Raw genomic sequence first — 17,702 nt, 5'->3', positions numbered from 1 at the left:
CATTATGCGCAAAGAATCAACTTGCCAAAGCGTTTATAATAATAGTAGAGGCCGGGCATACCCGGCCCGGTCGTGAAAGGCAATGGGCGTTTCCCGGAAGGCTGCGGGCCGCACATATGCGGCCCCTACAACTCAACATAATAAAAGCGAAAAGCGGCCTGCCGAAAATCTATCGGCAGACCGCTTTTTCTATGCAATTACAGCACCTTCGACAAGAATGCTTTCAAGCGCTCGTTTTCGGGGTTGGCGAAGAACTCCTTCGGGGGTTTGTCGACCTTGACGACGCCCTCATCAATAAAGATAATTCGGTTCGCCACCTCGCGGGCAAAGCCCATTTCGTGGGTGACGCAGACCATCGTCATGCCGCCGCGGGCAAGCTCCTTCATCAGTTCCAAAACCTCGCCGACCATCTCGGGGTCAAGGGCGGAGGTCGGCTCGTCAAACAGCAGCACGTCGGGGTTCATGGCCAGCGCACGCACGATGGCGATGCGCTGTTTCTGGCCGCCGGACAGCATGTTGGGGTAGGTGTCCGCCTTATCGGCCAGACCGATGCGCTCCAGCAGCTCCATGGCCTTGGCGTCGGCCTCGGGCTGCTTCATCAGCCCCAGACGCACCGGGGCCAGCGTGATGTTCTTCTTCACCGTCAGGTGGGGGAAAAGGTTGAAATGCTGGAACACCATGCCCATCTTCTGGCGCACATGGTCAATGTCGTGATCGGTGACTTCCTTGCCGTTGAAGATGATGTGGCCGCCATCCGGCTCTTCCAGCCGGTTCAAACAGCGCAGGAACGTGGATTTGCCGCAGCCGGAGGGGCCGACCAATACAACGCAGTCACCCTTGTTGATGGTCAAATCTACGCCTTTCAAGACTTGCAGGCCGCCGTAGTTCTTTTTCAGTCCTTTAACGTCGATCACTTTGCGCCAGCCTCCTCTCAAATTTTGCCAGCAATGCGCTAAACAGCATGACCAGCACCAGGTACACAGCCGCAACGCCCAGCAGCGGGAACATAGGCTCATAGGTACGGTTCATGATGCCCTGGGCCGCGTACAACAGCTCTTTGCCGCCGATGACGGTAATCAGGGAAGAGTCCTTCAGCAGCATGATGAACTCGTTGCCCAGGGACGGCAGGATGGAGCGGATGGCCTGGGGAATGATGATCTCAAACATCGTGGTCATGTAGTTAAGACCCAGGCTGCGGCCGGCTTCCATCTGGCCGGGGTCAACGGCCATCAGGCCGCCGCGAATGATTTCGGAGACATACGCGCCGGAGTTGATACCCAGCGCCAGCGCACCGACCATCGTAAAGTTGCGGCTGCTGGCGAAGATGACCATGCTCATGATGAGCAGCTGCACCATCATAGGCGTGCCGCGGATGACCGTGACATACACCTTGCACACAGCGTTCAGCACGCCAAGGATGGGGTTGCGGTGGTGGGGTTTCTGCTGGGCGTGGCCCACGCGGATCATAGCCACGATGGCCCCCAGCAGCACGCCCAGCACCAGCGCAATGGCCGTGACCAGCAGGGTGGTGCCCACGCCCTTGATGTACTGCTGCCAGCGGTCCGAGTAGAGAAATGCCTGGTAGAATTTTACGAAGAAGTCCTGCCCGAAGTTCAGCTTCTCGCCGCTTTTTGCCAGCTCAGAGAGCGCTTCAAACTGTGCTTCCATCCGCAACACAACCTTTCTTTCTGTTTGAATTCAGCACACCTGTAGGGGCCGGGCATGCCCGGCCCGCGGCTTTCCGGCAAACTCTTGCCTGCGGGAAGGTTGCGGGCCGCATATATGCGGCCCCTACAGCGCGATATTTGTATTATACCATATTTCCGGGAAAAATCACACTAAATAAAAGAAAAGCGCGCCGGGGCCCGGCGTGCCTTTCTGTGCGATACAAAAGCGCTTATTCAGCGGTGATGTACTTGTCCACGATGGCCTGCAGGGTGCCGTCAGCCTGCAGCTCTTCCAGGGCGCTGTTGATGGCGTCCAGCAGAGCGGTGTTGCCCTTGGCAACGCCGATGGCATAGTCTTCCTGGGCGTAAGCGGTGTCCAGGATCTTCAGGCCGGGGTTAGCCTCCACGAAGGACTTGGCCGGGGCGTTGTCGATAACGACGGCGTCGACCTGACCGTTGTTCAGGGCCTGCACAGCGGTCAGACCGTCGTCGTAGGCGATGACGTTGTCCTCACCGAAGTCGTCGGTGCAGTAGATGTAACCGGTAGTGCCGCGCTGGGTGCCGATGGCCTTGCCTGTCAGATCGTCAGCAGAGGCAATGTCGGAATCCTCGGGCACGATGATGGACTGGATGCCCTCGGCGTAGGTGTCGGAGAAGTCCATGACCTTCTGGCGCTCGTCGGTGACGGTGACACCGGCCATGACGATGTCGCTCTTGCCGTTCTGGGCAGCCAGCAGGGCGGCGTCAAAGTCCATGTCATCGACCTGCAGCTCCAGGCCGAGCTTCCCAGCAATAGCACCGGCGACCTCAACATCGATGCCCTCAAAGTCACCGCTGTCGGTGGTCATCTCATACGGGGGGAAGGCGGCGTTGGTGGACATCGTCAGCTTGCCGGCGGTGACGGTGGTCAGTTCGGCAGCGTCGGAGGAAGCAGCTTCCTCGGTGGAAGCGGCCTCGCTGGAAACAGCCTCAGAAGATGCAGCCTCGGAGGAGGCAGTATCGGTAGAAGCGGAACCGCCGCAGGCGGCCAGGCTCAGCATCATAGCGGAGCTGAGCATCAGAGCAGTGATTTTTTTCATGATGATCTCCTCGATTCATTGTATCTCAAATGTTTGTACCTTCCCAAGCCCTCACTTGGTTGATGTATACAGTATAACTGCATAAATATGTAAAGTCAATGTATATTTAATAACTTCGGCGTTTTACATGGGCAGAGCAGGGGAGTGGAAAGTTTTTTGTGCAATCTGGCGGAGGTACAAATGTAGGGGCCGGGCATGCCCGGCCCGCAGCTTTATGACAGACGCCTGCTTGCCTTTACGTTGCGGGCCGCACATGTGCGGCCCCTACAGCCTCAACATTCCAAATTTTTCTACTTGACTTAAAGCCGCACTTGTGCTATAAATAACTTAACTTCATCCTGTACAAAGCCATGAGGCAGACAACCGGGATGCAGGGTCCTGTATCAGAGACGACCGCCGCAGCAAACGTTGCGTGGTGCAAGCGGTCTTGCAGCGGCCCGCAGCCTTACCACTGCCGAGCGCGGGGGCGAACCCCCGCCGGGTACGGCCCGTTACAGCCGACACGAGCGGCGCTTACCTTATATAAGCGCAATTTGGGTGGAACCGTGGAGCTTACCGCTTCATCCCTTTTTGAATGTGAGGGATGGAGCGTTTTTTATTGCACAAATGCAAAAGGAGCGTACAATCATGAAGATCATCTACAAGGACGGCACCGTCGCCGAGTGTCCGCAGGAAGAAGAACTGCACGTTCTGCGCCACACGGCTGCCCATATCATGGCCCAGGCCATCAAGCGCCTCTACCCGCAGGCGGACTTTGCCTTCGGCCCCGCCACCGAGAACGGCTTCTACTATGACGTCGACCTTGGCGACACCAAGCTGACCGACGAGGACCTGGCCGCCATCGAAAAAGAGATGAAGAAAATCTGCAAAGAGAATCTTCCCATCAAGCCGTTCATCCTGCCCCGCGACGAGGCTGTCAAGCTGATGGAGGAGCGCCAGGAGCACTACAAGATCGAGCATATGGCCGATCTGGCCGACGAGACCGAGTTCAGCTTCTACCAGCAGGGCGAGTACGTTGATATGTGCATCGGACCCCACCTGACCTACACCAAGGCGCTGAAGGCTTTTAAAATCACCCAGCAGTCCGGCGCGTACTGGAAGAACGACAAAGAGAACAAGATGCTGACCCGCATCAACGGCGTGGCCTTCCGCAATCAGGAGGAGCTGGATGCCTGGGAGAAGCAGCAGCAGGAGGCCCGTGAGCGCGACCACCGCAAGATCGGCAAGGAAATGCGCCTGTTCATGACCGACGACCTCGTCGGCCGCGGCCTGCCGATGTTCCTGCCCAACGGTTACACCGTCTGGCAGCAGTTGGAAGATTATATCAAGGGCAAGGAGCGCGAGCGCGGCTACCTGCACGTCATGACCCCCTGCATCGGCACGGTGAACCTGTACAAGACCTCCGGTCACTGGGATCACTACCGCGAGAATATGTTCCCCGCCATGGAGATGGAGGGCGAGAGCTACGTGCTACGCCCCATGAACTGCCCCCATCACATGATGATTTACGCCAACCAGCCCCACAGCTACCGCCAGCTGCCTATCCGCATCGGCGAGATTGCCCACGACTTCCGCTATGAGTCCTCCGGCACGCTGAAGGGCATCGAGCGCGGCCGCCACTTCTGCCAGAACGACGCCCACCTGTTCTGCACGCCCGAGCAGATCAAGAGCGAAGTTGCCAACGTCTGCGCCCTGATTTTCGACGTCTACAAGGACTTCAACATCACGGATTATCGCTGTGTTCTGTCCCTGCGTGACCCCGCTGACAAGAAGAAATACCATGACGACGATGCTATGTGGAACCACGCCGAGAACGCCCTGCGCGAGGTCCTGACCGAGCTGGGCATCCACTTCACCGAGGAGATCGGCGAGGCCGCGTTCTACGGCCCGAAGCTGGACGTCAACGTCAAGCCCGCCGTCGGTGCCGAGTACACGCTGTCCACCTGCCAGCTGGACTTCTGCCTGCCCGCCAAGTTCCACCTGACCTATGTGGACAAGGACGGCAGCGAAAAGACCCCCGTCGTGCTGCACCGCGCCATCCTCGGCTCTCTTGACCGTTTCATGGCCTACCTGATCGAGGAGACGAAGGGCCGTTTCCCGACCTGGCTGGCCCCGACGCAGGTCAAGGTGCTGCCGGTCAGCGAAAAGACGCTGGACTACGCCAAGGACGTGGCCGCCAAGCTGCAGGCCGCCGGTGTCCGCGTTGTGCTGGATGAGTCCAACGAGAAGATTGGCTACAAGATCCGCCAGGCCCAGCAGGTCGACCGCGTACCGTATATGCTGGTTCTGGGCGCGAAGGAAGTCGAGGCCAACAACATCAGCGTCCGCGACCGCAAGGGCGAGACCACGACGATGGAGCTGGATGCCTTCATCGCCAAGGTTGTTGATGAAATCAAGAACCGCGTGAATAACGGCTAATATCGGTTTATAAAAATACCGCTGTCAGGAAATTGACAGCGGTATTTTTTATTGGTAACAGCGGCAATGTGCCAAAGCCCCCTTCGGCCGCGAAACCGGCCTGAGGGGCTTTTCCCGCTACACCGCTCCCGCTCTCCTTGCCTTTCTCCTGTACTCCGTCGGTCCGCAGCCGTAGACCTGCCGAAACGCGCGGGCAAAATAGCTGGCATCCTGGAAACCGCACTGCGCCGCGATTTCCGATACCTGTAACCCCGTGCCGCACAAAAGCTCAGCGGCTCGCTGGGTGCGCTGGTCCCTCAGGTATTGGTTCGGCGTTGTGCCGATCATGTCATGGAAGCACCGCAGGCACTCGCTGGGGCTGATGGCCGCGCTGGCCGCGATCTGCTCCACCGACACGTCCTCGGCGTAATGTTCCTGGATGAATTGCAGCATCGTCTTGATGCGGTCGGCGCTGCGCAGGGCTTTTTTCGGCAGCGCCTGCACTGCCGGGGCGTGGCTCACCAGCTGGAACAGCATTTCCGACAGCGCCGCGCGGGCCTTGAACTCGTACCCGGGCTGCTCGTTGACCACCGCGCGGAACGCCCGCTCCATTTGGTTCATCGCCTCACGCTGCCATTCCACACCGGGACGCAGCACGGCGCAGGGGCGGCTGGGGTCGGTCAGCAGCGGCTGCAAATATTTCTGCCAAAAAACGCTGTCCGGGCTGCCGCCCACCAGCCGCGGGTGGAACACCATGCTGTGCAGGCGGCATGGCCCAGCGTTCAGCGGCCAGTCGCCGTGCAGCACGCCTGCGTTGATAAACAGCCCCTCGCCCTTTTCCAGGCGGTATTTTTCCCCGGCGGCAGTGGCCAGGATCGTGCCCTCGCTGACCACCAGCACTTCCAATTCCTCATGCCAATGCCAAGGGACCGGCTCGGTCTGCAAATCGTCATGGTAGCAGGCGATGGGGAACGCTGCCGTGCCGTGTTTCAGCAGTTCCCGGGCAAAATCGTCTATGACCGTTCTGCATACAGACAGTGCCATCTTCTGTTCATCTCCATTTTTGGCGAAATTATACCGGAATTTCACGGGAATAGTGCCTTTATTTCCTGCTGTTTGATGATATCATCATAGTATCGCAATCACAAAAAGTCAAGAGGTATTTACTATGGTTTCTCTGCTTCTGCCCATCATCTATCTGGCCTTCATTAGCCTGGGCCTGCCGGACGCGCTGCTGGGTGCGGCGTGGCCCAGCATGTACCCGCAGCTGGGCGCGGGCGTCGCCTGGGCGGGCGGTGTATCAATGATTATCTCCGCCGGGACCATCGTGTCCAGCCTTGCCAGCGAGCGGCTCAACACCTGCCTCGGCACTGGGCGGGTCACGGCGCTGAGCGTGGCCACCACCGCCGTGGCACTGTTCGGCTTTTCAACCTGCACACAGTTCTGGCAGCTGTGTTTGTGGGCCATTCCTTACGGCCTCGGCGCGGGCAGCGTAGACGCCGCGCTGAACAACTATGTGGCCCTGCACTATGAGAGCCGCCACATGAGTTGGCTCCACTGCATGTGGGGCATCGGCGCAGCGGGCGGCCCGGTCATCATGGGCTGGGCGCTGGCGGGCAGCACCTGGCAGAGCGGCTACCGCATCATCTCGATTCTGCAAATCGTCTTGACCGCTGTGCTCCTATTCAGCCTGCCGCTGTGGCAGACCCCCGTCAATGCCGGGGCAGGGGAGGACTTTACCCCTGAGCATCGCACCTTTCCGCAGCTGATGAAAGTGTCCGGCGTGCCGGAGGTGATGTGCTGCTTCGCGCTATACAACGGTTTGGAGGCCGTGGCCGGCATGTGGGCGGCCAGCTACTGCACACTGGTGCGCGGGCTGGACGCGACGACCGCCGCCAGTTGGGCGAGCCTGTTTTACTTGGGCATCACGGTCGGGCGGTTTTTCAGCGGCTTTTTGACGATGAAATTCAACGACCAGCAGATGATCCGTCTGGGGCAGACACTCATCGCCGTGGGTATTGCGCTGCTGCTTCTGCCGGGCAGCGCTGTATTGCCGGTGGGCCTTGTGGTCATCGGACTGGGCTGCGCGCCCATCTACCCCTGCATCATCCACGAGACGCCCGCCAACTTCGGCAAAAACCTGAGCATGGCGATGACCGGCATCCAGATGGCCGCCGCCTACGTTGGCGTGACGCTGCTGTCGCCGTTTTTCGGCGTGTTAGCGCAGAATATCACGATGCAACTCTACCCGTGGGCACTGCTCGCCATGCTGTTGCTGATGGTGGTACTGTCGGAACAGCTGCACAAAAAGACAGCCGCGAGTCGGGCGGGGAAGGTCTAAATAAAGCCTCCCTTGTCAAAGGGAGGTGCCGAGCGTTAGCGAAGGCGGAGGGATTCCTGCCCGGCTGCGGGTGTGACGAGCAGCTATGGCACGGCCCGTCAGAATCCCCCCGGCCGCCTACGGCGTCCACCTCCCTTTGACAAGGGAGGCTTTTATCCTGTATAATGGTGGAAAGAGGAGGCGATACCATGCAAAAATGCAGCCTGTGCGGCGGGCGGGTCGTCAATGGCCGATGTGAGGAATGCGGTCTGCCCATCCCGCCCGAACATACCTACACCCTGCGGGGCGAAAGCGCCCACTACCACCGCGTCAACGGCGAGGATGTGCTGCACCGCGTGCGGCCCACCGGCAGCCGCCCCAAGGTGGAAGGCTACGACGAGGAAGAGCGCACCGCCCATGTACACGAGAGCGGCACAGACCGCCACAATGCACCGCGCCCCGCGGTGCGCACGGCCCGGGTGGAGCACCACATCGAGGCACCCTCCAGACGCAGACGCAGTGCCAATGCCGCGTGGATTATCATCGTTGTGGCGCTGTTTTTGATTTTGCCCATGCTGCAGGTCCTGCTGCAGCGTGAAATCGGTTCCTCGGTTTCCGAGCCCGTTCCCGAATTCTCCGAAGAACAGGCCATAGAGGCCGACAGCAATGCCTACGACGACCTGCGCGGCACTGTGCCCGCCGCGGGTGCGGACTGGGACGGCGACCTGACGGCGGGCCTGTACACCGTAGGGCAGGATCTGCCCGAGGGCACCTACACCATCCAATGTGCCGAGAGCAATACATCCATTGACCTGCACATCGTCAGCGATGAGCACGGTGTTGAAATCTACGAGGATCTGTCCTCCAACGGCTATGACACCATCGACAGTGAGCGGGACGATGTGTCTCTGCCGACAGGCACCGTGCTGTTTCTGAGCGGCAATGGCACGCTGTACTTCCACAGCAGCAACGCCCAGGTCGATGCGCTGCCCACCGAGACCGCACCCAATCCGCTGGTCAGCGATGCGGCGTACACCCTCAGCGACAGCGAGGACAGCCTGTATCTGCTTGTGGGCGAGGACATCGAACCCGGCGTCTACGACGTGACCTGCACGGCGGGCACCGGATATTTTTCCTTTGTCCTGCCGATGGAAAATACCCGCACGATGTACTGCAGCGCATGGCTCTACGGCGACCCCGACTATGTCGATACGCTCCGCCACATCACCCTGACCGAGGACACCGAGGTCACGCTCTCCAACTACAGCGATATGGATTTTACCGTAACGCTGACCCCCAGTGAAACGGTGTATGTGCATGAATAAAAAAACGGCCACTCAAAAATGAGTGGCCGTTTTTGTTTTTATAGAGTTGTAGGGGCCGGACATATCCAGCCCTGCCGTGTAAGGCAAGCAGGTGTTCATGGGAAAGCCGCGGGGCGGGCATACCCCTACCGTGTGGCGGAAATCACACTTTCTGCCGCAATTTTTTCTCTTCTTCCTCCGTCAGCTCCCGCCATTGGCCGGGGGCCAGTGCAGCATCCAGCGCCACGCCGCCGATGCTCTCGCGATGCAGGGCGTTCACGCCCGCGGCATACACGCCGAACATTCTTTTTATCTGGTGGTACACGCCCTGCCGCAGCGTCACACGCACGGTCAGGCCGTCGTCGGTCAGCGGTTCCACGTCTGCCGGGGCCATCGTCTCGCCGTCGGCCAGCGTCACACCCTCGGCAAAGCCACGCCGCATAGCGTCGGTCAGCGGGGTATCCAGCGTTACAACGTACTGTTTCTTCACATGGTGGGCAGGGGAGAGGATATCATGCGCCAGTGCGCCGTCGTCGGTCAACAGCACAAAGCCGGTGCTCGTCTTGTCCAGCCGCCCGGCCGGGAACAACTCCCGCCGGGGGAAGTCCGCCGCCACCAAATCGACCACCGTCGTATCTTTCTTATCGCGGCTGGCGCTGACGACGCCCTCGGGCTTATTGAGCATGATGTAGACGTATTTCCGGTACGCGCCTGCCAGCGGTACACCGTCCAGCGCCACGGCGGCGGTGTGCTCGTCCAGCTGGGTGTCCGCCTTGCGGCAGACTGCGCCGTCAATCATCACGCGGCCCTTCGTCACGGCCTTGCGGCTCTCGCTGCGGGTCATTCCGGTGCGCTCGGCCAGGTACTTGTCCAGCCGCATCATGCGTCGTGCTCCTGAGTGATGGCCGCCGTCTTGCCGCGCGTGACCTTGATAAGGTCGGCGGGGGAGCACTCAATTTGCGTGCCGATGCGCCCGCCGGAAACAAGCATCGTGTCCTGGGCAAGGCAGCTCTCGTCAAACACGGTGACGAACTGCTTTTTCATGCCCACCGGGCTGCAGCCGCCCCGGATGTAGCCGGTGACTTTGTTGATGTCGGCGACGTGGATCATCGCCACGCTCTTGACGCCTGCGGCCTTGGCAGCCTTTTTCAGGTCCAACTCGGCCAGCACCGGCACGACAAAGACGTAATAATTGCGGTCCGCACCTTGGGTGACCAGCGTTTTGAACACCTTGGCCGGATCCTGCCCGGTCAGCCGCGCCACGTTCGCGCCGTCCACAGCCTGGCCTTCCTCATGGGGGTATTCATGTGCGGAGTAGGCGACCTTCGCCCGTTCCAGCATCCGCATTGCATTGGTTTTTGCTTCTTTTGGCATATTGGCAACCTCTTTATCTTCTCTTTGCCTTCCCCCTTGGGGGAAGGTGGCCCGCAGGGCCGGATGAAGGGCGCGTGTTCCTGGCAACCCTCTGTTGGGCAATAATGGCAAGGCCGCCCCTCATCAGTCCGCTTCGCGGACAGCTTCCCCAAATGGGGAAGCCTTTGCGTTCCTATTATATAACCCCTAAACAAATTTCGCAAGGGGGCTTGACTTTAGCGCTTTAAAGTGTTAGAATACCGTCATTGAAAGAAATCATCTTCGTAATAGATAGGAAAGACAGGAGAACCCACCATGATCATCGTATTGAAACAGCACGCACCCGCCGAAAAAGTCGAAGCCTTCTGCAAAGAACTGAACGGCATGGGCTATGAAATCAACGACTCCGTCGGCAGCGACACTCACATCCTGGGCCTGATTGGTGACACCAAGGCCCTTGCTGAAAGCTGGGTGCTTGCAAACCCGGTCGTCGAGACCTGCCGCCGCGTGTCTGAGCCGTACAAAAAGGCCAACCGCAAGTTCCATCCGGACGACACGATCGTCGATGTGGGCGGGCACAAAATGGGCGGCGGCTACTTTGCCGTGATGAGCGGTCCCTGCAGCGTCGAGAGCAAAGAGCAGATCACCTATGTGGCCCAGCGCGTGCAGGCCGCCGGGGCCAGCATTTTGCGCGGTGGTGCGTTCAAACCCCGCACCAGCCCGTACAGCTTCCAGGGTCTGCGCGCCGAGGGTCTGGAACTTTTGCAGGAAGCCCGTAAGGTCACCGGCCAGCCCATCGTGACCGAACTCATGAACAACGAGCATATTCCGCTGTTCCTGGACGCCAAGGTGGACATGATCCAGATCGGCGCACGCAATATGCAGAACTTTGAGCTGCTCAAAGCCGTCGGCAAGCTGAATGTGCCGGTGCTCCTGAAGCGCGGCCTATCCTCGACGCTGGAAGAGCTGGTCATGAGCGCCGAGTACATCATGGCCGAGGGCAACCCCAATGTTGTTTTGTGTGAGCGCGGCATCCGCACCTTTGAGACGAGCATGCGCAATACGCTGGACATTTCCGCCGTACCTATGCTTAAAAAGATGACCCATCTGCCCGTCGTCATCGACCCGAGCCATGCGGCGGGTATCGCGTTCATGGTGCCCGATCTGGCAAAGGCCGCCGTGGCCGTCGGCGCGGATGGTCTGATGATCGAGACGCACAACGACCCGGCCAAGGCCAAGAGCGACGGTGCCCAGAGCCTGACCCCCGACCAGTTCGACGACCTGATGAGCATCATCAAACCGGAGCTGGAGTTCTTTGGGAAGAAACTGAACTAAGCCTTCCCCCGAGGGGGGAGCCTTTGCGGGCTGATGCAAGCATCGGTTCCTACACCAAAACAAAAATTGCGGCTGTCCTTTTCCCGGGCAGCCGCGATTTTTTATCGCTTATACAATTTTTTCCGCTGCTGGTGGGCGGCGATCTTGATATACACCGGCCGCGGCAGGAAGCGGCCCAGCGTCATGCCGGCGGCTACCAGCGGGCTGGGCACAATGACCGTCTTGCGGCGGGCTATGCCGTCCAGCGCACAGCGCACGCAGTATTCCGGCGTGATGCCCCGCAGCGCAAACTCCACGTTGGCTACGGCGTTGAACTCGGTATCCACCGGCCCGGGGCAGAGGCAGCCCGCGTACACCGGGCTGTGGGCCTCGCGCAACTCCTGGGCTAAGGCGCTGGTCAGGCTGACAACGTAGGATTTCGTGGCGTAGTAGGTCGCCATATACGGCCCGGCAGGCATCAGCCCCGCGCAGGATCCGACGTTCAGCAGCGCACCGAAGCCCTGTTTGTAAAGCTTCTGGCCGATTTTTTTCGTCAGGATGTGTACCGCGCGGATGTTGACCGCCAGCATATCCAGGTCTTTGTCTAAATCGGTCTGCAAAAACGGCCCGCAGTCGCCAAAGCCTGCGTTGTTGATGAACAGATCCACGCGGCGGTCGTCCAGCGCCTTGACCAGCCGCAGGCACTCGCTTTTCTTCGAGAGGTCAGCGGTCATGATCTCGCAGACCGTCGTCAGCTGGTCGGACAGTTTTTCCAGCCGATCCGCGCGGCGGGCCACCAGCAGCAGGTTATACCCGCGTGCCGAAAGCTGGCGCGCAAACTCGGCCCCAATGCCGGAGCTTGCCCCGGTGATGACTGCAAATTTGGGCATAGGAAACCTCCTTCATTTACAAAAAAGGCTTCCCCCGAGGGGGAAGCTGTCGCCGAAGGCGACTGATGAGGGCGAACCTTGCCGTTACACCTCGTTCGCGGGGAAGCCGCCCCTCATCCGGCCCTGCAGGCCACCTTCAGTCTACGCGCCAAGAGCCGCCTACGGCGGTTGCGCTCCGACACGCGCCTGCGGGCGCAGCCCCTCGGGGAAAAGCTTTTTACATTAGTGGTGCCGTCCCACGCCGCCGCCGCGGGTGGAACCGCCGCCGGAACGGAACCCGCCGCCCGAGGGACGCGAGCCGCCGGAAGGACGACTGCGGCCTACACCGCCGCCGCTGCTGAAACCGCCGCCCGAGTGGAACCCACCCGAAGGACGGCTGCTGGGCCTGGGGCCGCCACCGGGACGGGGTCCGCCGCCGGGACGCGGGCCGCCCGGGCCAGGGCCGCCAAATCCACCACCGCGCGGCGGGGGAGGGGGCGGCGGGCGGCGCGGACGCCGGGAGGCACGGCCCACGCCGTACCAGAATGCCGCATTGCCGCCGGGGCCGGGGCCATATCCGGGGCCGCGCGGCGGGCGTGGACGGCGCGGGCGCAGCAGCACCGAGACGATCCACAAAATCAGGATAACGGCAAGAATCACAAGAATCATGCTCATAATGTTCGGTCCTGTCCGGTACGTCGTGCTGCCGGTATCGCTGCTCAGCGTCACGCCATAGATGCTGCACAGCCTATCGGCCAGCGCCCGCACGGTTTTCTGCGTACCCGTGTCATAATCGCCTTTTGCCCAGTAGGGTTCCAGATATTCATCCAGCAGCGAACCCAGCGTGCTGACACTCAGGCGGCTTTCCAACCCGGTGCCGCGCATGATGTAGTAGTCGCCGCCGTCCGCCTCATAAGGGGCCAGCAGCAGCAACACACCGTTGTCCTGGTCAGCCGAGCCAAGCTCCCAGGCCGTAAAGACGTTGTAGGCAAAGCCTTCCATCGTCGTGTTGCCCAGCGCTTCCTCCACCGTGTAGACGCCGATCTGCGCACCGCAGGCATCGGACAGCTGGCTGGAAATAGCGTAGATGTATTCCTCGGTATCCGCCGAGAGAATATTTGCGTGGTCGGCCACCGGGTTTTTGGCATCCACATCCACGGCGGGCGCAGCCAGGGCGGGCAGTGCGGTCAGCACCAGCGCCGCCGCCACCGCACCGGCAGCCGCCGCGCGTTTGGCAAATGTTTTCAGTTTCATAATTTTCCCTTGTTATCGTGGTTTATTGGGGTGCAAATTGGGAAATTTCCCGCACGCCCCATATACCGGAAATCACATTGGCGGGGAACTGAGCGGTCGTCGTCTCGTAGCTCTCCACCGACTGGTTGTAGGCCGCAGCCGCGCGTTCAATGGTGGCCTGGGCCGAGACAAAGGCGTTGTACTGGTTGTTGATGGCCTGCTGGGTGCTGGCGTCCACTTTATTATTGACCGCCGCGTACAGTGCATCCACTGCGTTATACAAATCGCGGTTGGCGTTGTACTGGGCGGCGGGGTCAGCTGCCGTGTTGTTCCAGACTTCCAGCGCGACCCGGGCGTCCTGCAGGGCCTCTGTCGGGACGTTTTCCAGGTAGCCGACCTGCTTGATGAGGTTAGCCGCCGCGTCCGCCTGGGTGCCAAAATCGGTCTGGATACTGTTGTTGTACTTGTCGATGGCGGTGTAGAGCTTCGCTGTATCGTTGTATTTTCCTTTCAGCTTTGCCCCGCCGATGCCAAACACCGACACGAGCGCCAGCGCGACGAGCACGACCGATGCCATGCTGCGCTTTTTGGCCGGGGCGGGCAGTTTTGACTCGACCTCGCCCAGCACTTCCAGCTGCGGGCCATGGATGGTAAAGGTTTCCTGTTGTTCAAGTTGCATTGCAAATACCTGTATTGCACCGTAGGGGCCGGCATGCCCGGCCCGCACGGTTATGGAAAACGGTCGTCTGCCATTCTCGGCGCGGGTGAACCATGTTCGCCCCTACATACTCTGCCCCGGGATGGCTGTGCATATAGGGAGGGGTCTTGCCCCCTCCCCGGCGGTCAGAGGGCTGGCCCGCCCTGCAACCACCCGGAAATCGTGTGCCAATTTGCGGGGCGTCGGGGACGCCGCCCCCTACAACGCAGCTTCTCAGCCGTTGATCTCCAGCATCTTCTGGCGCAGTTCACCCTCAATGCGGCCAAGCTCCTGCTCGGCGTTGGCGCGCTTGACCTTACCGTCGGCGCGGATCTTGTTCAGCTCGTCCAGCGTCTCGATCAGCTGCTTGTTCGTCTGCTGCAGGGTCTCGATATCCACGATGCCGCGCTCGGACTCCTTGGCGATATCGATGGTGCCCTGTTTCAGCGTGGCAGCATTCTTCTTCAGCAGTTCGTTCGTGGCATCCGTCACAGCGCGCTCGGCGGCCATAGCCTGCTGGCTGTGGGCGATGCCCAGGGCCAGCACCATCTGGTTCTTCCACAGGGGGATGGTGTTCACGATGGTGGTCTGAATCTTCTCGGCCATCATCGTGTCGTTGGACTGGATCAGGCGGATCTGCGGGCCCATCTGGATGGAGACGTTGCGGGTCAGCTCCAGATCGTAGAGCTTTTTCTCAAAGCGGTCGCACATATCGGCCAGGTCGCGGGCGGCCTGGGCATCCTCAGGCAGCTGGGTACGCTGGGCCTTCTCCTGGGCGGCTTTCAGCTCATTGGCACGCACATCAGCCAGCTTCTTTTTGCCAGCCAGAATGTACATCGTCAGCTCTTTGAAGTAGACGAGGTTGTACTCGTACATCTTATCGAGCATGGCAATGTCCTTCATCAGGACGACCTGGTGATCTTCCAGCTTCGCCTTGATGCGCTCGACGTTTTTGTCGGCGCTGTCATAGCGGGTCTTGAGCTGCTCGATGCTGTTGGACGTCTTTTTGAAAAAGCCCAGAATACCCTTGGGCTGCTCGGCGTTGGCGTCAAAGCCCTGCAGTTCGGCAATCAGGCCGGTGATAAGCTCGCCGGTCTCGCCCATATCCTGGGTCTTGACGCGGGAGAGCGCCGTCTCGGAGAAGTCGCTCAGCTTTTTCTGGCTGGCGGCACCGTACTGCAAGACCATCTGGGAGTTAGTCAGGTCGATTTTTTCGGCAAAATCGTTGACCATCTTCTGCTCCTCAGGGGAGAGGGGGGTATCCTCCACCTGCACGGGAGTTGCCTTCTTGCTTTCCTCGACGATTTTTTCATCAGCGACGGGGTCAAGGGTCAGCGTCGGGGCGGCGGGGGCAGAGTCCAGGGTCAGGGTAGGGGCAACAGGGGCGTTCAGATCCAGTTCATTGTTCAGGTCAGCCATGGTCGTTTGTCCTTTCTGCATATACTTTTATTTCGTAAGGTTCTGGCTTTTCAGGATGCTGTCCAGTACCTCGATGTCGGTCGAAATATCCATTGCCTCGGCGCTGTACAGCGCGTCCAGCAGGTTTTCAAAGGCGGCGGCGGTGGTATCGGCGTTGCGGCGCAGGTCAGCTTCGATCTGGTCAGCATTCTCGCCCTTGACGCCCTGCTTTTCCAGCTCGGCGTAAGCGCCCATCAGCTTGACCATCTCCGGCAGGTAGTAGCGGGCAAAACGATCGATATTGCGCGCTTTGTCCGGGGTCTTTGCCACGGTGTCCGCAATGCTGCGGCCCGCTTTTTCCATGCGGTCCATCGCGTCGGAAAGCTGCTTGTCGGGAATTTCGTCATTCAGTTTGTGCAGGGCGTCCAGGTTGGCGGTGACGCCGTTGAGCAAGGCGTCCACGTCCTCACTGCCGGTGGCGTAAGCGACCGGCACCCGCACGACGCGCACGGGGCAGAGTTTTGTGCCCGCGATATACACGCCCGCGCTGATGACCGCCGTGGCGATCAGCCCGCCCAGCGTGTAGATGGGCAGCACCAGCGCCATAATGGGCCAGACCAGCGCCGCCAGATAGATGGGCAGCACCGGGCGTTTGGTTTTTTCCAGCCAGTTGGTCATGCAACAGTCCCTCCAATATAATATATACCTATTATAGAACAAAATCCGTTCACTTGCAACCGGTTAGCTGCAAAAATGGTTCCAATGCTGCGCCCCAGGTGGCTTGCAGGCGGGCGGGGGACCATGCGGCATTGGCGGGGCTGGTGCTGGGCAGCACGGTAGCGGGCAGGTGGGTCAGCGGCTCGGCATATTTTGTATAGATGCGCCCCGACGCCGCGCCGTTGCAGAACACCGCCTGCACGCCCAGCTTGCGTATCAGCGCAGCTACATCGTTGGGAACCGCGTTGCGGATGGACGCATCCGACGCGCCTTTGATATCGCAGGCACCGATGGTATCCCACACGGCCAGGCCGTGATTCAAAATAATAGCTTTCTTCGCCTCGATGTCGGCCCAATCGGGTACAGGCTCCCCGGTCACAGCGGCGATCATCGGCCAGAAGCGGTTCTGCTTGTGGCCGTAGAAAAAGCCCTGCTCCCGGCTTTTGGGGCTGGGGAAGCTGCCTAAAATCAGCGCATTGGCGCGAGCGCCGTGCAGCGGCGGCAGCCCGGGGCCGACGTGGGTGTACCCGGCCATCTTAGAACGCCTCCGGCCACAGTTCGCGGCACAGCTCGGCAATGCCGTGGGGTTCAGCGTCTGGGCCGGTGCGATCCGCAGCAGCCTTGGCGGCGGCGCTGCCGTTGCCCATGGCAATGCCCAGGCCTGCCGCTTTCAACATAGCGACGTCGTTATCGCCGTCACCCACGGCCACACAGTCCGCCGGGTCCAGCCCTGCGAGCTTGGCCAGTTCCAACAGGCCGGTACCCTTGTCGATGCCCTTTTGCAGGATATCGCAGCCGTCGCTGCCGGGGTAGGAGAAGAGGAAGTTCAGCCCGAGGTAGCCGTACTGTTCCTGGAATTTTTCGGCCATCGCCTGCGGCAAAAAGCCGAACGCGCCGAAGGGCATTTCCGTCAGGTGATGGTCCTGATCCTCTCCGTCCACGATGTTCAGCGCAAGGTTTTTCTCTCGCTCGCGCCGGGCGAACTCCTCGTAGCCAATATAGGCGTGGTTCGCATCGTGGAAGGTGAACCGCAGCGGCAGGTCGTAATTTTCAAAAAAGTCCACCAGGGCGTACATTTCCTCGGTCGTCAGACGGTGCAAGGCCAGATCCGCACCCTTGTAGTCCACCAGCTGGGCACCGCCCGCGCAGACCCAGTAGTCCGGCCGAATGCTGCGCAGCAGACCCTTGCCCACACCGATGCGCCCGCGCCCGGTGGCAATAGCGATTTTAACGCCCGCCTTCTGCACAGCGCAGACGGCCTCGGCATTTTCCCTGGGTACACGCTCACAGCTGCCCGGCCGCAGCGTACCGTCGATATCGAGTAATAATAGTTTATATTTCATAGGGTTGACCT

The 17,702-nt window shown here is 60.3% G+C and carries 17 protein-coding genes; 4 read left to right on the top strand and 13 right to left on the bottom strand.

Going from position 1 to position 17,702, the window contains the following annotated elements:
- Positions 1-197: 197 nt before the first annotated feature.
- The 3 genes from ACZO0A_RS00265 to ACZO0A_RS00255 form a co-directional block, all read right to left on the bottom strand.
- Entirely contained in the window at positions 198-914 is a 717-nt protein-coding gene (locus ACZO0A_RS00265; RefSeq protein ID WP_215694009.1) for an amino acid ABC transporter ATP-binding protein, read from the bottom strand.
- Positions 901-1,668, bottom strand: coding sequence for an amino acid ABC transporter permease (locus ACZO0A_RS00260; protein WP_294779919.1), 768 nt, complete (start codon positions 1,666-1,668; stop codon positions 901-903). Before ACZO0A_RS00260 ends, ACZO0A_RS00265 begins: the two co-directional genes overlap by 14 nt.
- 229 nt (positions 1,669-1,897) lie before the next feature.
- Positions 1,898-2,746: an ABC transporter substrate-binding protein gene (locus ACZO0A_RS00255; RefSeq protein ID WP_418760539.1), complete on the bottom strand. Its 849-nt coding sequence runs from the start codon at positions 2,744-2,746 to the stop codon at positions 1,898-1,900.
- A gap of 627 nt (positions 2,747-3,373) precedes the next feature.
- Between ACZO0A_RS00255 and thrS the strand changes: the two genes are divergently transcribed.
- Positions 3,374-5,164: a threonine--tRNA ligase gene (gene thrS, locus ACZO0A_RS00250; protein WP_215694016.1), complete on the top strand. Its 1,791-nt coding sequence runs from the start codon at positions 3,374-3,376 to the stop codon at positions 5,162-5,164.
- Positions 5,165-5,281: 117 nt separating this feature from the next.
- Here thrS and ACZO0A_RS00245 read toward each other — a convergent pair whose 3' ends face one another.
- A complete protein-coding gene (locus ACZO0A_RS00245) occupies positions 5,282-6,187 on the bottom strand; it encodes an AraC family transcriptional regulator (protein ID WP_302375082.1) in 906 nt (301 codons plus the stop codon).
- 124 nt (positions 6,188-6,311) lie between these two features.
- Between ACZO0A_RS00245 and ACZO0A_RS00240 the strand changes: the two genes are divergently transcribed.
- Positions 6,312-7,484, top strand: a complete 1,173-nt coding sequence (locus ACZO0A_RS00240; RefSeq protein ID WP_302375080.1) for an MFS transporter — start codon at positions 6,312-6,314, stop codon at positions 7,482-7,484.
- Positions 7,485-7,672: 188 nt separating this feature from the next.
- Positions 7,673-8,788, top strand: a complete 1,116-nt coding sequence (locus tag ACZO0A_RS00235) for a zinc ribbon domain-containing protein (protein ID WP_302375079.1) — start codon at positions 7,673-7,675, stop codon at positions 8,786-8,788.
- A gap of 142 nt (positions 8,789-8,930) precedes the next feature.
- Here ACZO0A_RS00235 and ACZO0A_RS00230 read toward each other — a convergent pair whose 3' ends face one another.
- Together ACZO0A_RS00230 and ybaK are read right to left on the bottom strand one after the other, a co-directional pair.
- Positions 8,931-9,647, bottom strand: a complete 717-nt coding sequence (locus ACZO0A_RS00230) for a pseudouridine synthase (protein ID WP_302375180.1) — start codon at positions 9,645-9,647, stop codon at positions 8,931-8,933.
- A complete protein-coding gene (gene ybaK, locus ACZO0A_RS00225; protein WP_215694024.1) occupies positions 9,647-10,141 on the bottom strand; it encodes a Cys-tRNA(Pro) deacylase in 495 nt (164 codons plus the stop codon). The genes ACZO0A_RS00230 and ybaK overlap by 1 nt, the downstream gene beginning before the upstream one ends.
- A 294-nt stretch (positions 10,142-10,435) precedes the next feature.
- On the opposite strand from ybaK, the gene aroF reads away from it, so the two are divergent.
- Positions 10,436-11,455: a 3-deoxy-7-phosphoheptulonate synthase gene (aroF, locus tag ACZO0A_RS00220; protein ID WP_294720424.1), complete on the top strand. Its 1,020-nt coding sequence runs from the start codon at positions 10,436-10,438 to the stop codon at positions 11,453-11,455.
- A gap of 101 nt (positions 11,456-11,556) precedes the next feature.
- On the opposite strand, the gene ACZO0A_RS00215 is transcribed toward aroF, so the two are convergent.
- The 7 genes from ACZO0A_RS00215 to ACZO0A_RS00185 all read right to left on the bottom strand — a co-directional run bounded on the left by ACZO0A_RS00215 (position 11,557) and on the right by ACZO0A_RS00185 (position 17,691).
- Positions 11,557-12,324, bottom strand: coding sequence for an SDR family NAD(P)-dependent oxidoreductase (locus ACZO0A_RS00215; RefSeq protein WP_291210093.1), 768 nt, complete (start codon positions 12,322-12,324; stop codon positions 11,557-11,559).
- A 222-nt stretch (positions 12,325-12,546) separates the two neighbouring features.
- Positions 12,547-13,557: a TPM domain-containing protein gene (locus ACZO0A_RS00210; protein ID WP_302370556.1), complete on the bottom strand. Its 1,011-nt coding sequence runs from the start codon at positions 13,555-13,557 to the stop codon at positions 12,547-12,549.
- Between the two features lie 22 nt (positions 13,558-13,579).
- The gene (locus ACZO0A_RS00205; RefSeq protein WP_291232324.1) at positions 13,580-14,215 is read right to left on the bottom strand and encodes a LemA family protein; all 636 of its coding nucleotides are present in this window, start codon (positions 14,213-14,215) and stop codon (positions 13,580-13,582) included.
- A 252-nt stretch (positions 14,216-14,467) separates the two neighbouring features.
- Positions 14,468-15,652 carry a toxic anion resistance protein gene (locus ACZO0A_RS00200; protein ID WP_291232323.1) on the bottom strand — a complete coding sequence of 395 codons (1,185 nt, stop codon included), beginning with the start codon at positions 15,650-15,652 and terminating at the stop codon, positions 14,468-14,470.
- 27 nt (positions 15,653-15,679) lie between these two features.
- A complete protein-coding gene (locus ACZO0A_RS00195; RefSeq protein ID WP_291232322.1) occupies positions 15,680-16,309 on the bottom strand; it encodes a 5-bromo-4-chloroindolyl phosphate hydrolysis family protein in 630 nt (209 codons plus the stop codon).
- 49 nt (positions 16,310-16,358) lie between these two features.
- Positions 16,359-16,883 (bottom strand): DNA-deoxyinosine glycosylase, encoded by a 525-nt coding sequence (locus ACZO0A_RS00190; protein WP_291232321.1) that lies wholly within the window; start codon positions 16,881-16,883, stop codon positions 16,359-16,361.
- Between the two features lies 1 nt (position 16,884).
- On the bottom strand, positions 16,885-17,691 hold the full coding sequence (locus ACZO0A_RS00185) for an HAD-IIB family hydrolase (RefSeq protein ID WP_291210698.1): 807 nt from the start codon (positions 17,689-17,691) through the stop codon (positions 16,885-16,887).
- Positions 17,692-17,702 lie beyond the last annotated feature (11 nt).

It is taken from the genome of Gemmiger sp., assembly GCF_057431175.1.
Note: the sequence above shows the minus strand (reverse complement) of the source record. Positions and strands in the feature narration are given on the sequence as shown.

Bases quoted from the DNA above. Each gene is read 5' to 3' on its own strand.
- ACZO0A_RS00230 (WP_302375180.1), bottom strand. From the start codon at position 9,647: ATGCGGCTGGACAAGTACCTGGCCGAGCGCACCGGAATGACCCGCAGC.
- thrS (WP_215694016.1), top strand. From the start codon at position 3,374: ATGAAGATCATCTACAAGGACGGCACCGTCGCCGAGTGTCCGCAGGAA.
- aroF (WP_294720424.1), top strand. From the start codon at position 10,436: ATGATCATCGTATTGAAACAGCACGCACCCGCCGAAAAAGTCGAAGCC.
- ACZO0A_RS00195 (WP_291232322.1), bottom strand. From the start codon at position 16,309: ATGACCAACTGGCTGGAAAAAACCAAACGCCCGGTGCTGCCCATCTAT.
- ACZO0A_RS00235 (WP_302375079.1), top strand. From the start codon at position 7,673: ATGCAAAAATGCAGCCTGTGCGGCGGGCGGGTCGTCAATGGCCGATGT.
- ACZO0A_RS00245 (WP_302375082.1), bottom strand. From the start codon at position 6,187: ATGGCACTGTCTGTATGCAGAACGGTCATAGACGATTTTGCCCGGGAA.
- ACZO0A_RS00210 (WP_302370556.1), bottom strand. From the start codon at position 13,557: ATGAAACTGAAAACATTTGCCAAACGCGCGGCGGCTGCCGGTGCGGTG.
- ACZO0A_RS00190 (WP_291232321.1), bottom strand. From the start codon at position 16,883: ATGGCCGGGTACACCCACGTCGGCCCCGGGCTGCCGCCGCTGCACGGC.
- ACZO0A_RS00205 (WP_291232324.1), bottom strand. From the start codon at position 14,215: ATGCAACTTGAACAACAGGAAACCTTTACCATCCATGGCCCGCAGCTG.
- ACZO0A_RS00200 (WP_291232323.1), bottom strand. From the start codon at position 15,652: ATGGCTGACCTGAACAATGAACTGGATCTGAACGCCCCTGTTGCCCCT.
- ACZO0A_RS00185 (WP_291210698.1), bottom strand. From the start codon at position 17,691: ATGAAATATAAACTATTATTACTCGATATCGACGGTACGCTGCGGCCG.
- ACZO0A_RS00240 (WP_302375080.1), top strand. From the start codon at position 6,312: ATGGTTTCTCTGCTTCTGCCCATCATCTATCTGGCCTTCATTAGCCTG.
- ACZO0A_RS00255 (WP_418760539.1), bottom strand. From the start codon at position 2,746: ATGAAAAAAATCACTGCTCTGATGCTCAGCTCCGCTATGATGCTGAGC.
- ACZO0A_RS00260 (WP_294779919.1), bottom strand. From the start codon at position 1,668: ATGGAAGCACAGTTTGAAGCGCTCTCTGAGCTGGCAAAAAGCGGCGAG.
- ybaK (WP_215694024.1), bottom strand. From the start codon at position 10,141: ATGCCAAAAGAAGCAAAAACCAATGCAATGCGGATGCTGGAACGGGCG.
- ACZO0A_RS00215 (WP_291210093.1), bottom strand. From the start codon at position 12,324: ATGCCCAAATTTGCAGTCATCACCGGGGCAAGCTCCGGCATTGGGGCC.